At 70.4% G+C, this 13,724-nt stretch carries 9 protein-coding genes and 1 pseudogene; 3 read left to right on the forward strand and 7 right to left on the reverse strand.

What is annotated here, in order from left to right; translation table 11 throughout:
• Window positions 1-71: 71 nt before the first annotated feature.
• From IH54_RS0131160 to IH54_RS0131185, 6 genes are all read right to left on the reverse strand, one after another.
• Complete coding sequence (locus IH54_RS0131160; RefSeq protein WP_031523315.1) at window positions 72-2,165, reverse strand: glycoside hydrolase family 36 protein; 2,094 nt, start codon at window positions 2,163-2,165, stop codon at window positions 72-74.
• Window positions 2,162-2,296: a hypothetical protein gene (locus tag IH54_RS47795; protein ID WP_267965246.1), complete on the reverse strand. Its 135-nt coding sequence runs from the start codon at window positions 2,294-2,296 to the stop codon at window positions 2,162-2,164. The genes IH54_RS0131160 and IH54_RS47795 overlap by 4 nt, the downstream gene beginning before the upstream one ends.
• 105 nt (window positions 2,297-2,401) lie before the next feature.
• On the reverse strand, window positions 2,402-3,424 hold the full coding sequence (locus tag IH54_RS0131170) for a LacI family DNA-binding transcriptional regulator (RefSeq protein WP_031523317.1): 1,023 nt from the start codon (window positions 3,422-3,424) through the stop codon (window positions 2,402-2,404).
• Window positions 3,425-3,534: 110 nt separating this feature from the next.
• Entirely contained in the window at window positions 3,535-4,509 is a 975-nt protein-coding gene (locus tag IH54_RS0131175) for a carbohydrate ABC transporter permease (protein WP_031523319.1), read from the reverse strand.
• The gene (locus tag IH54_RS0131180; RefSeq protein WP_234344090.1) at window positions 4,506-5,453 is read right to left on the reverse strand and encodes an ABC transporter permease; all 948 of its coding nucleotides are present in this window, start codon (window positions 5,451-5,453) and stop codon (window positions 4,506-4,508) included. The genes IH54_RS0131175 and IH54_RS0131180 overlap by 4 nt, the downstream gene beginning before the upstream one ends.
• Window positions 5,450-7,132, reverse strand: coding sequence for an ABC transporter substrate-binding protein (locus tag IH54_RS0131185; RefSeq protein WP_031523323.1), 1,683 nt, complete (start codon window positions 7,130-7,132; stop codon window positions 5,450-5,452). Before IH54_RS0131185 ends, IH54_RS0131180 begins: the two co-directional genes overlap by 4 nt.
• A gap of 198 nt (window positions 7,133-7,330) precedes the next feature.
• On the opposite strand from IH54_RS0131185, the gene IH54_RS0131190 reads away from it, so the two are divergent.
• From IH54_RS0131190 to metG, 3 genes are all read left to right on the forward strand, one after another.
• Entirely contained in the window at window positions 7,331-10,198 is a 2,868-nt protein-coding gene (locus tag IH54_RS0131190) for a glycoside hydrolase family 3 protein (protein WP_052398069.1), read from the forward strand.
• Window positions 10,199-10,479: 281 nt separating this feature from the next.
• The gene (locus tag IH54_RS0131195; protein WP_031523327.1) at window positions 10,480-11,463 is read left to right on the forward strand and encodes a LacI family DNA-binding transcriptional regulator; all 984 of its coding nucleotides are present in this window, start codon (window positions 10,480-10,482) and stop codon (window positions 11,461-11,463) included.
• 103 nt (window positions 11,464-11,566) lie between these two features.
• Window positions 11,567-13,150, forward strand: coding sequence for a methionine--tRNA ligase (metG, locus tag IH54_RS0131200; RefSeq protein ID WP_031523329.1), 1,584 nt, complete (start codon window positions 11,567-11,569; stop codon window positions 13,148-13,150).
• Between the two features lie 133 nt (window positions 13,151-13,283).
• Here metG and IH54_RS40490 read toward each other — a convergent pair.
• Window positions 13,284-13,724: pseudogene (locus tag IH54_RS40490) on the reverse strand (hypothetical protein); the annotation flags it as partial.

Here is a 13,724-nt window from a genome sequence, read left to right on the forward strand (position 1 = left end):
GGTGGAGCCCTCATCGCACTGTGGGGCGGCCCCGTGGGGTGGCCGCGGTCGGTCCGGGAGTGGGCCGCGGGTCAGCTCAGGCGGAGCAGGACGGCCGACGGGGCCGTGGGCAGGGTCAGGGCGAGTTCCGCCGCACCGGGGTTCCAGGCGGTGGTGGCTCGGGCGGCGGCGGGGAAGAGCACCGTCGCGACCACCTCGGTGTCCAGCAGGTGCGGCAGGTGCAGGGTGGTGGTCGGGTCGGCGCCGGGGCGGCGCCACACGGTCAGATACGTGGTGGCCGGGGTGCGCAGGGCCAGCGCCACCCAGGGGTCGTCCCAGGCCGGCAGGCCCAGCGGCCACACCGGCAGCGCACCCGGCAGGTCGGCGCGCAGGTCGCGGTGGACCGCCACCGCCTCGTGCACCAGGGCGCGCGCCTGCGGACCCAGGCCGGGCAGCGGTCCGGACAGGTGGATCCGCCCGAGCAGCGCGCTCACCAGGGTGAACGCCACCTCGTCCGGGGTGTCCTCGGGCTGCGGGTAGGCCCACACGGCGCCCTGCTCGGGGGTGACGGCGGTCGGCGCGGCGGCCGCGATCGGCGCGTAGTGCAGCAGGTTCTGCTGGTCGCTGGTGGACAGCAGCTGCATCCGGGACAGCAACGCGTGGTCCGCGCGCATGCCGCCGGACGCGCAGTCCTCCAGCACCACGTCCGGGTGCCGGTCCAGCACGCCCTCCAGCCAGGCCAGGTGCGCCCGGTGGTGGCCGAGCGCCCCGGCCGCCGGGACCTCGGCGGGATGGCCGGAGGTCCCGCTGCCGGCGTCGATGTTGTGGTCCAGCTTCAGGTAGCCGACGCCCCATTCGCCCACCACGCGGTCCACCACCGCGTCCAGGTGCGCGCGGGCCGCCGGGTGCCGGAGGTCGAGCTGGTAGCGCCCGGTCTCCACCACCCGCACGCCGTCGCGGCGGAAGAACGCCTCGTCCGGCAGCTCGGTGGCGATGGGGCTGCGCACCCCGACCACCTCCGGTTCCAGCCACAGGCCGGGCACCATGCCGCGCTCACGGATCCGGTCCAGTACCTCGTGGATGCCGCGCGGACCGGGGAACCGGGTGGTGGACGGCTGCCACTCGCCGACGCTGTCCCACCAGCCGGAGCTGTCGTCGTACCAGCCGGCGTCGATCACGAAGCACTCGGCCCCGGCGTCGGCGGCGGCGTCCACCAGCGGCAGCAGTTTCGCGGTGGTCGGGTCGCCCATCAGGCAGTTCATGTAGTCGTTGAAGATCACCGGAAGGTTCTCGTGGTCCGGGTGCGGGCGGCGGGTCGCCCGTCGGTAGCTGGTCAGCGCGCCGAACGCGTCGTCCAGCCGGTCGCCGAGCGCCACCGACACCGGCACCGCGCGGAACTCGCCGCCCGGTTCCAGCGGGTGCCGCCAGCCGTGGTCGCCGTCGGTGGGGCCGGACAGCGCCAGGTAAGCGGTGTCGTGCCGCTCGCCGCAGTCCCAGCGCCAGCCGCCGCCGTTGTGCTCGACCTGCCACACCCATGCGCGGCCGGACGCGCGGTCGGTCAGCGCGCCCATCGGCAGGTGCCCGCAGCTGGACCAGGTGCCCTGCCCGGCCAGCGCGAACGAGCCCTTGCCGTACCCGTACCGGACCCGCCCGCCGAGCTGGGGCAGCGCTGCCCGCAGCGGCCGACGCTGCCAGCGGAACTCGGCGAGCCAGTCGTTGTCGGCCCACCACACGTCGGCGGTGTCCGGGTCGACGTCGGTGATGCCGCCGAGGGCCAGCGAGGTCACCGATTCGAGGTGCAGGGTGCCGGCCCCCTCGTTGCGCAGCGTCACCTCGGCACGCAGGGCCGGCACGCCGTCCGGGGACCGGTACACCACCTCGGCGGCCAGTCCGGTGTCCGGTTCGTACAGCTCGACGGTGAGCACGTGCCACTCACCCTCGCGGGTGACGTGGTGGGCGCGGTGCCGCAGCCGCGTGCCGAGAGTGCTGTCCACCAGGCGGTGGCTGGACCAGTGCCGGCCGTGGCCGGTGGCGGTGACCTCGACCAGCGGCAGCGCACCGTCCCGGGCCGGGTCGGCGGGGGCGCCCCGGCCGAGGCGGGCGGTGCCGTCAGCGGCGATGCGCAGGTCGAGCCGCAATGCGTCGTGGCCCCAGCTGAGGGTCCGGTGGGCCGTCGTGGCGTTCACAGCGCCGCCTCCGCCCCGGCATCCGCGGCGGCACGGACAGGCGGCCGCTCGCTCACGTGCGGGCGCTCGCGCAGGATCGGGTACTCCCCCGGTCCCGCAAGGGGGTGAAGGTCGTGGAAGTGCGGGGACATACGGGGGCTTCTCCTCAAGTCCGGGGTCGGGAAGGCTTGCTGCGCCCGGCGTGCTCGATCGGCACCGCGCGGGTGCGGTGGACCGGGTTCGGCCCGGTCACAGCACTAGCGCGGCGCGGGGCCGGTGCTCTGGCCCAGGGCCAGGGTCGGTGTCAGCAGGACGCGTTCGTCGGGCGCTTGTTCTCCGCGTTCGGCCGCGGTGATCCGGCGCATGAGCTGTTCGACGGCCACCTGTCCGAGTTCCCTGGCCGGGCCGGTCACGGCGGTGAGGGTCGGCACGTACTGTTCGGCCACGTGTGCCGGGCACAGGACGAGGACGGAGGTGTCCTCGGGGACGGTGCGTCCGCTGGACCGCAGCAGGCTGAGCAGGGGGCCGATCGCGGCCTCGTTCTGCACGACGAAGGCGGTGGTGCCGGGCCGGTCGCCGAGGATGCGGGTGAAGGCCCCGGCCGTGCTCTCGTAGGTGCCCTCGCAGGGGCGGTGCAGGAAGCGCAGGCCGCGTTGTGCGGCTCGTTCGCGGAATCCGGCCAGGGTGCGTTCGGCGTAGGCGGCGTGGCGCCGGTAGGTTCCCGGGCCGTAGCCGATGAAGGCGATCTCGCGGTGGCCGAGGTCGGCGAGGTGGTCCGCGCACAGTGCACCGGCGGTGGCGAAGTCGTGGTCGACGCAGGAAAGGCCGCTGGGGTCGTCGGGCAGGCCGATCAGGGCGGCCTGGGTGCGCTGGCCGCGGATGAGGGGGATGCGTTCGTCGTCGAGTTGGACGTCCATGAGGATCACCCCGTCGGCCAGTCCGCTGGCGGCGACCCGGCGCACGCCCCCGGGGCCTTCGTCGTTGGTGATCAGCAGGGTGTCGTAGCCGTGTCGGCGGGCCTCGACGGTGACGGAGATGGCGATCTCCAGCATGACCGGGACGTAGACGTCGGAACGCAGCGGCACGACCAGGGCCAGGACGTGCGAGCGGCGTCCGGCCAGCGCTCTGGCGCCGGCGTTGGGGTGGTAGCCGAGTTCGATGACGGAGCTCTCGACACGGCGCCGGGTCGCGGCGGATATCGTGCGCTTGCCACTGAAGACGTAGCTGACGGTGCTGGTGGACACACCGGCATGTCTGGCTACGTCGGCGATGGTCACCATCGTGGCGTCCTGCTTCCTTCCTCGTCGTCGGGTGAGAGCGGCCCCCGCGTGGTGCGGGGAGTGGTGGACGGGAGCCGCTCCCGGTCTGCTGCGTGCGCCGGCCGAGCGGGTCAGCCCTTGATCGCGCCGGTCAGCACGCCGGTGCGGAAGTGCTTCTGCACGAACGGGTAGACGAGCAGGAGCGGCACCAGGGTCAGCACCACGACCGCCATCTGGAGCGACAGCGGGGCGGTCTGCGCATGTGCGGAGCCGAAGCCGGAGTTCACCGAACCCGGCAGACCGACGCCGCGGTTGACGTACGTCAGCAGGACGTACTGCAGCGGCCACTTCTGGCTGTCGGTGGGCATGTAGAGCATCACGTTGAAGAACGAGTTCCAGTAGCCCACGGCGTAGAACAGCGCGACCACGGCGGTCACGGCACGGGAGGTCGGCAGGACGACGGACACCAGGATCCGCCAGTCGCCGGCTCCGTCGATGCGTGCCGCGTCGATCAGTTCGCCGGAGGTCTCGGAGTAGAAGGAGCGCAGCACCAGGATGTTGAACACGGAGACCGCGCTGGGCAGGATCAGGGCCCAGTACTTGCCGTAGCCGCCGAGGTCGGTCACGACCAGGAACGTCGGGATCAGACCCCCGTTGACGAACATCGTGACGATCAGCAGCACCAGCAGGAAGCGGTGCCCGAACGAACGCGGCCGTGACAGGCCGTAGGCGCACATGATCGACACGGCCATCGACAGCACGGTGCCCACCAGGGTGACGCCCAGGCTCACCAGCAGCGAGGTCCGGACCGTCGGGTCCGCCAGCATCTCCCGGTACGGCTCCACGGTCAGGCCGTCCGGCCAGATCACCAGGCCGCCGGCCCGGTTGACGGCGCCCGGCGTGGAGAAGCTGGTCACCACGATGATCCAGATCGGGACCAGCACCGCCGCCAGCACCCCGACGAGCGTCAGCCCCTTGGCGGCCTGCCCGACCACGGTGGGCGGCTCCTGCCACGGCGGGCGCTCGGCTCCGGCCCTGCCTCGGCCGGCCCGTGTCCGCGCACCGGCTGCTTCTGCTCCGCGGGTAAGGGTCAGTGTGTCGGTCATTTCCGGTACAACCCGTCCTCGCCGAAGGCATGCGCCAGTTTGTTGGCACCCCAGATGAGCAGCAGCGAGATCACGCTCTTGAAGAGCCCGGCCGCGGCGCCGTAGCTGTAGTTGTTGGTGGTGATGCCGTAGTAGAAGGAGAAGGTGTCCAGTACGTCCGCCGACGAGTGGCCGACCGCGTCGCGCTGGATCAGGAACTGCTCGAAGCCGACCGACAGGGCGTTGCCCAGCCGCAGGACCAGCATCAGCACGATCACTCCGCGCATGCCGGGCAGGGTGATGTGCCACATCCGCCGCCGGCGGCCCGCACCGTCCGCGGCGGCGGCCTCGTACAGCTCGGTGTTGATCGCGGTCAGCGCGGCCAGGAAGACGATGATGCCCCAGCCCGCTTCCTTCCACACCGCCTGGCCGGTGATCAGCAACGCGAAGGTGTGCGGGTTGGTCATGATGTCCCAGGTGCTCATGTCGTGCGAGCGCAGGTACTGGTTGAGCAGGCCCGCGCCGCCGAGCATCTGCTGGAAGATGGTGATCGTGAGCACCCAGGAGAAGAAGTGCGGCAGGTAGACCACGGACTGGATGAAGTTCCGCACCCGCACGCTGAGCACTGAGTTCAGCAGCAGCGCCAGGGCGATGGGGATCGGGAAGAACAGGATCAGCTGGACGAAGCTGAGGTAGATCGTGTTCTTCAGCGAGGCCCAGAACTGCGGGTCGTGGAACAGCTGGCGGAACTGGTCGACGCCCACCCACTGGCTGTGCCAGACCCCGACCAGGGGGTCGTAGTCCTGGAACGCGGTGACCAGGCCGAACAGCGGCGCGTAGTTGAAGACCAGCAGCAGGGCGATCGAGGGGACGGTCATCAGGAGCAGCGTCCTGTCCCGCCGCACCTTCATCCGCCAGGTCAGCCGCACCGGTCGGCCCGCGTCCTGCGACTGCTGGACGCTCACTGGCCGGTCCCGACCTTGTCCAGGACGTTCTCGGTCATCCAGCGCTTCAGGCGGTCGCCGCTGCTCGCCTTCCAGCTGGAGATGGCGGCCTGGACGTCCGAGACCTTCCTCTTGCCGTGGTAGCAGTCCTTCATGGTGTCCTCGACGGACTGCGCGGCCGCGGCCTGGGCCATCGACTGCGGCATGCTGAGATTCAGACCCCAGAACAGCGGCTTGTACCCGTACTTCACGTTCGCCGCCGCCCAGCCGGTGTAGTCCTTGGTGACGACATCGGCACCCTGGTTGCTGGTCACGGAGGTCGGCGAGGCAAGGAAGGGGTACGTGGTCGCCTGGACGAACTTCTGGCCGTCCTTGGTCGCCGTCGGTACGCCGTTCTCCAACGTGTAGTGAACGCCCTCGACACCGAAGTTGACCATGGTGTATTCGCGTGAACCGTAGGGCGCCGCCAGGTAGTTGGCCACCGACAGCAGTTCCTCGATCTGGGCCGGCTTCAGGCGCTTGTTGAGGTAGCTGATCATGCTGGTGGAGGGACCCAGGAAGATGCTCGGGGTGCTCTTGCCGTCGGCGGCGAAGACGTCGAAGGAGCCGCGGCGGTAGTTCTTGTCCGCGGCGGTGCCCGCCTGGTAGTCGGCGAGGTTCCACGCGCCGAGGCCCCCGCCGCCGATCAGCGTCTTCCCCGAGTAGAACCGGGTGTTGGCGTTGGCGTTGTTCCCCGCCAGGGCGTCCGGGTGCATGAAGCCGGACTTGGCCAGGCGGTAGTGCCAGTCCATGGCCTCCATGAACTCCGGCATCTCGTACTTGTGGACCAGTTTGCCGTCCTCCAGCTTCCACCTGTCCGGCACGCCCCAGAAGAGGGACAGGTAGGTCCACACGTCGTCGAAGGCCCACACGCCGCGCTTGGCGTCGGTCAGCTCCTTGCCCAGGCTCCACATGTCGTCGGCGGACCTGACCTGGCCTGCGGTGATCCCCTTGGCCTCCAGGACGTCCCGGCGGTGGAAGATGGCGCCGGCGAGCGGGAAGTTGGTGGAGTAGCAGGGGATTCCGTAGATCTTGTCGCCCCACGCGCAGGTCTGCCAGGCGCCGGTGGGCAGGGCGGCGAGGTTCGGGTACTTCTTGATCTTGTCGCCGGACAGGTACGGGGTGAGGTCCGCGATCTGGGTGCCGGCCAGTTCGCCGGTGTTGAAGTTGTTGTTCCACCAGCCCGGCAGCTGGATCCAGTCGGGCAGGCGCCTGGCGGCGGTCATGGTGGGGACGATGGTGTTGTAGTTGTTGCCGTCGGCCGGCTTGATGGTGAGGTCCACTCCGAGGGCCTTGTTCATTGCCGTGTAGAAGGAGTTGCCCGGCGTGGGGACGGTCCCCCACAGGGGAGTGACCGCGGTGTAGCTGCCCCCCTTGCCCGGCACACCGGAGACCGTCGCGACCTGGTCGGCGGGGTAGCGCAGGAACCCGGGGTCGGTCGCCGCCCCGTTGCCGCCGCCCGACACGGACGGGATGTCCGGCTTCACCGGCGTGCTGGGGACGTAGGCCGGCAGCGCCGCCTTCAGACCCGTCTTGGTGTTCGTGCCGGTCTTCTGATGTGAGCCGTCTCCGCAGGCGGACAGCAAGGGCGCCATCACGGCGGCTCCCGCGACCGACGCGGCTGCGGTGACGAAGCTTCTGCGATTCAGCTGACTGCTCATGTGGAGGCGGCCCTTCCCCTGTGAAGCGTCGAAGCGCTTAGACGATTGGCGGCGACCGTATCGACCGTTCTCCCGTCAGACAAGAGGAGAAACGAAAGCAGAAATCCTTTGCTACTTTCGTTGACAGCCCGGAAGGGCCCGTGGCAGCGTCGATGCGCTTCGCCTTCTGTTCCGTCCCACTTGCTAGGGGTCAGCTGCGTGAGTCCAACGTCCCTCCCCGCTGTCGAAAACTTTCCGTTCCGGGATCCGGCACTGCCGCTGCGGACGCGCGTCGGTGACCTGCTCGAACGACTCACCCTCGACGAGAAGCTCGCGATGCTGCACCAGTTCGCTCCCGCGGTGCCGCGGCTGGGCGTCGCTGCCTTCCGCACCGGGACCGAGGCCCTGCACGGCGTGGCCTGGCTGGGCGCGGCGACCGTCTTCCCGCAGGCGGTGGGGCTGGGCGCGACCTGGGACGCGGAACTGGTGCACCGGGTCGCCGAGGCCGTCTCGGTCGAGCTGCGCGCGTTCCACCACCACCGCCCGCCCGCCTCCGGACCGGGCCCCAGCAGCCTTCAGGCCTGGGCCCCGGTGGTGAACCTGCTGCGGGACCCGCGCTGGGGCCGCAACGAGGAGGGCTACTCCGAAGACCCCGTGCACACCGCACGGCTCGGCACCGCCTACTGCAAGGGCCTGGCCGGCGACCACCCGCGCTACCTGCGCGCGGCCCCCGTCCTCAAGCACTTCCTCGCCTACAACAACGAGGACGACCGCTGCACCACCTCCTCCGGGCTGCGCCCGCGCGTGCTGCACGAATACGACCTGGCCGCGTTCCGGCCCGTCGTCGCCTCCGGTACGGCAACCGGTGCCATGGCCGCCTACAACCTGGTCAACGGCCGCCCGTGCCACGTCAGCCCGCTCATCGAGGACGAACTGCGCGACTGGGCCGCCCCCACCGGCCACGAGCTGTTCGTGGTCAGCGACGCCGAAGCGCCCTGCAACCTCGTCGACCCCGAGCACTACTTCGACGACCACCCCCAGGCCTACGCCGCGGCCCTCAAGGCAGGCATCGACAGCTTCACCGACCACGAGCAGGACAGCGCCACCGTCACCGGCTGGCTGCGCCAGGGAGTCGAGCGATCCCTGATCGACGAGGACGACGTCGATCGCGCCGTACGGCGGCAACTCGAACTGCGTTTCCGGCTCGGCGAGTTCGACCCGCACCTCGATCCGTACGCCGCCGTGGGCCCGGAGGTCGTCGACTGCCCCGAGCACCGCGAGCTCGCCCGGCGCGCCGCCACGGAATCCGTGGTGCTGCTCAAGAACGACGGGCTGCTGCCCCTCGACGCGGCACGCGCACCGCGCGTCGCCGTCATCGGTCCGCTCGCCGACACCCTGTGCGAGGACTGGTACAGCGGCACCCTGCCGTACCAGGTCACCGCTGCCGCAGGGCTGGAAGACGCACTCGCCGTCCAGGGCGGACACGTGATCCGCGTCGAGGGCTGCGACCGCGTCGCCCTGCGCTCGCGCACCACCGGCGAACTGCTCGGCAACACCGCCTTCGACATCGCCGACTGGGGCGAAGGCGCACTGACCCTGCGCGACGCCGGCACCGGCCGCTACCTGAGCGTCAAGGACGACGGCCGTCTGGAAGCCGACCAGCGACAGCTCAAGTCCTGGTTCATCCACGAGACGTTCCAGCTGGAGCCCGACCCGGCCGGCGGCCCCGACGCCGTGCTGCTGCGCAACGTCCTCACCGGCCGCTACGCCGCCGTCGACCCCGCCGACGGCGTGGTGAGGATGACGGCCGGGACCCCGCAGGCCGCCGAAAGCCTCCACCGCGAACTGCTCCGCGACGGCACCGACGAAGCACGGGCCGCCGCCCGGAGCGCCGACGTCGCCGTCGTCGTCCTCGGCAACCACCCCCTGATCGGCGGCCGCGAGACCCAGGACCGGGCGACCACCGCACTGCCCGAAGGTCAGCAGGACCTGCTGCGGGCGGTCGCCGCCGTACGCCCCGAGACCGCACTGGTCGTCATGAGCAGCTACCCCTACGCCCTGGACTGGGCCGACACGCACCTGCCCGCCGTGCTGTGGACCTCACACGCGGGACAGGAGGCCGGCCACGGGCTGGCCGCCGTCCTGCTCGGCGAAACCGACCCCTCCGGGCGCCTGCCCCAGACCTGGTACCGGGGCGACGACGAACTCCCCCACCCTCTCGACTACGACATCGTCAAAGCCGGCTGGACCTACCAGTACCACCGCACCCCACCCCTCTACCCCTTCGGCCACGGCCTGTCCTACACCGAGTTCACCCACCACGACCTGCGCCTTTCCGCAGCGTCCATCGGCCCCGAGGGCACGGTCGACATCTCGGTCACCCTCACCGGCACCGGCGCCCGCCCCGGAAGCGAAGTCGTCCAGCTCTACGTCCGCGCGACGGACGCCCGCTACGAGGCACCCCGGCTGCGGCTCGCCGACTTCGCCAAGGTCCGGCTCGCCCCGGGCGAGAGCCGGGAAGTCGCCTTCCGGCTGACCGCCGAACAGCTCGCCCACTGGGACGTCACCACCGGAGCCTTCACCACCGACCCGGGCACGTACGAGGTCCTCGTCGCCCGGTCCGCCGGGAACGTCGTCCTCACCGCGCCCCTCACCGTCGCCGGGACCGCCCCCGGACCACGGGCGGTCGTCGGCCACCGCACCAGGGCCTGCGACTTCGACGACTACGAGAACCTCACACTCGTCGACGCCACCCGCACCACCGGCGACGCGACCACCCCCACGGACCCCACACGTCCCGCCACCGTTCTCTTCCGCTCCGCCGAACTGACCTCCGCGATCCGCCTGGAAGCCGAGGTCGCGCGCGCGGACACCGGGCCGGGAAAGGCCCTCCTGGAACTCAGGGCCGACGGACGCCTCCTCGCGGCCCTCCCCGTACCGGTCACCGGCAGCCGCTACACGTGGACGACCGTCACCCAGGAGTTCCCCGCGCCGCTCGACGGCGTGCACGACCTGCACCTCACCTTGCACGGGGACTTCCGGCTGGCCGCCTTCCGCCTCGCCGCACCCCCCGCCGTCACGGGCTGAGCCCTATGCGGCCCGCCCCCCGAAGGGCGGGCCGCGTCGGGCTGCCGCAGGAAAGTTTCGTCGCTCGCAGGCAGAGAGAGCTAATATGATGCGGGTCGGTACCCGGTCCGGCTGCACGGCAACCGCGAAGGTGCCGTACACGCCGGGCAGGGCTGCCGGTCGCTCGGCCGGCCATGGGGGGCGGCGAGGACGCGAAGGATCGGAAGACGGCTTTGGCTGACGACGCAGGGGAAGAACTGGCGGATGGTGGCGGACGCCCCGGGGGTGACTCCTCCCGGCCGGTGACGATCGCGTACATCGCCGAGTCGGCGGGCGTGTCGGTTCCGACCGTCTCGAAGGTGCTCAACGGCAAGTCGGGGGTGTCGCCCGGCACCCGTGCCCGCGTCGAGGAGCTGATCGACCGGTACGGCTACCGCAAGCTTTCGGGGGCCAATCGCAACAACGTGGTGGAGTTGGTGTTCCGCGAGCTGGAGAGCATGTGGGCCGTGGAGATCATCCGGGGCGTGGAGCGGGCGGCCCGCAAGCACCGCGTGGGGCTGATGGTCTCGAGCTTCGGCCTGCACGACTCACCCGCCCCGGCCTGGGACGACACCGTGGCCCGGCGCCCGAACTGCGTTCTGTCGGTGGCACAGCTCTCCGAGGCCGAGCGCGAGCAGCTCCAGGCGAAGGGCATTCCGTTCGTCGTCTTCGATCCGACCCGTGAACTGCCGGACGACGTCCCCTTCGTCGGCGCCACGAACTGGTCCGGCGGCCGGACCGCTACCCGCCACCTGACCGAGCTGGGCCATCGCCGCATCGCGATGATCAGCGGGCCGCAGGACGTGCTGTGCTGCGCTGCCCGGCTGGACGGCTACCGCTCGGCGCTGCAGGCCGCCGGCCTGCCGGCCGATCCGGACCTCGTCGTCCACGCCAAGCTCACCCGGGAGGACGGCTACGCCGCGGCGCGGGACCTGTTGTCCCGGCCCGACCGCCCCACCGCGATCTTCGCTGCGAACGACCTCCTGGCGCTCGGGGTCTACCAGGCCGCGCTGGAGGCCGGCCTGCGCATCCCCGACGACGTGAGCGTGGTCGGTTTCGACGACCTGCCGGCGGTGTCCTGGGTGAACCCGCCGTTGACCACCGTCCACCAGCCGCTGACCGAGATGGCCATCGCGGCGACCGAACTCGCACTGACCCTCGGCCGGGGTGAGCAGGCGCCCCAGACCGGGCTGGAGATCGCGACGACCCTCACCGTACGGGAGAGCACGGCGCCACCGAAGGACTGACGGCTCGACGTCGTCGGGTGCTGACCGTGCAGCCGTGGGCCCGCTCCCCCGCCTGCCTGCCGGGCCGTCAGATCACGAAGTGCGACTCGACTAGGCTCTGCCCATGGCCGAAACGCACGCTCCCAAGTCGTACTACGTGTCCACCCCGATCTATTACGTCAACGACGCCCCGCACCTGGGGCACGCCTACACGACGGTCGCGGGTGACGTGCTCACCCGGTGGCACCGGCAACGGGGCGAGGACACGTGGTATCTCACGGGCACGGACGAGCACGGCCAGAAGGTGATGCGTACTGCGCAGGCGAACGGCGTCGGCCCGCAGGAGTGGTGCGACCGTCTCGTGGAGAGCGAGTGGAAGCCGCTGTGGGAACACCTCGACATCGCCAACGACGACTTCATCCGCACCACGGAAGCCCGGCACACGGCCCGTGTCCAGGAGTTCGTCCAGGACCTGTACGACAAGGGCGAGATCTACAAGGGCGGGTACACCGGTCCGTACTGCGTGGGCTGCGAGGAGTACAAGGTCCCCGGCGAGCTCCTCGACGGGGAGAACGGGGAGAAGCTGTGCCCCGTCCACAAGAGGCCGGTGGAGATCCTCGAGGAGGAGAACTACTTCTTCCGGTTGAGTGAGTACGGGCCGAAGCTGCTGGAGTTCTACGAGGCCAACCCGGGGTTCGTGCAGCCCGAGTCCGCGCGCAACGAGGTCGTGAACTTCGTCCGCCACGGCCTGCAGGACCTGTCGGTCTCCCGGTCCACCTTCGACTGGGGCGTCAAGGTCCCCTGGGACGACCGGCACGTCATCTACGTCTGGATCGACGCCCTGCTGAACTACGCGACCGCGGCCGGCTACGGCTCCGACCAGGACAAGTTCGAGCGGACCTTCCCCGCCGACGTGCATCTGGTGGGCAAGGACATCCTCCGGTTCCACGCGATCATCTGGCCCGCCATGCTCATGGCGCAGGGCCTGCCCCTGCCCGGCCGCGTCGTGGCCAACGGCTGGCTGATGGTCGGTGGCGAGAAGATGTCCAAGTCCAACCTGACGGGCATCAAGCCGCAGGACCTGACCGCCCACTTCGGAGTCGACGCCTACCGCTGGTACTTCCTTCGTGCGATCGCGTTCGGACAGGACGGCGCCTTCTCCTGGGAGGACTTCTCCGTCCGCTACACCAGCGAACTCGCCAACGACTACGGCAACCTGGCCTCACGGGTGACGGCCATGGTCGGCAAGTACTTCGACGGGGCGCTGCCCGGGGCCACGGGCGAGGGCGCCGCGGAGGAGGCCCTCAGGGCCGTGCTGGAGAAGACCGTGGCCGAGGCCGATCGGAAGATCGGCGACGAGCTCGACTTCCAGGGCGGCATCCTGACCGTCTTCGGCTTCATCAAGCACGTCAACGGCTACATCACGGAGCAGGAGCCCTGGAAGGTGGCCAAGGACGAGTCCGCCGAAGGCCGCGCCCGGCTCGCCACGATCCTCTACACCTCGGCCGAGTCGCTGCGCGCGATCGCGGTTCTCCTCAACCCCGTCATGCCCGGATCCTCGCAGAAGGTGTGGGAGTCCCTCGGCGCGGAGGAGCACCTGGGGCCCCTTGCCCAGCAGCGGATCCAGAATGCCGGCGAGTGGGGAAAACTGCCCGAAGGGGCAACCGTGACCAAGGGAATGGGCCTGTTCCCGCGGCTCGTCGACTGAGAATCACGGCGCCCGGCCCCGCCGGGTGCCGGCAGGGCCGGGCGGTCCGGCAGCCCCTCGGGGGCGGGCGTTCAGCCCTTGACGGCGCCGGTGAGGCCGCCGACGATGCGTTTCTCGAAGATCGCGAAGAATATCAGCGCGGGGAGCATCGCCAGGGACGTGAAGGCGAGGACTTTCGCGGTGTCGGTGGAGTATTGCGAGGAGAAGGCCGGTCCTTGACGACGATGTAGAGCGGGGTGATCGCGATGACCATCGGGAACATCAGCCCCGCGGCGAACAGCGAGTACATCGCGCCTTTGAGCTTGAAGTCGTAGCGGGCGATGACGAAGCTCACCATGAGGCCCAGGACGACGATGCCGACCGTGCTGGCGAGGGCGACGACGACGGAGTTGGCGAACTCGCCCCAGAACCTGTTGGACTTCAGGACGCCGAGGTAGTTGCCGGTGACCCAGGGGTGGGGAAGTCCGGCGGGGCTGGTGGTGATCTGCGAGTTGGTGCGGAAGCCGCCGACGACGATGTAGAGGACGGGCGCGATGCAGACCGCGATGAAGAGCAGGGCGATGAAGTAGGTGAC

The sequence above is a fragment of the Streptomyces sp. NRRL F-5123 genome (genome assembly GCF_000721495.1).
Taxonomy (GTDB): Bacteria; Actinomycetota; Actinomycetes; order Streptomycetales; family Streptomycetaceae; genus Actinacidiphila.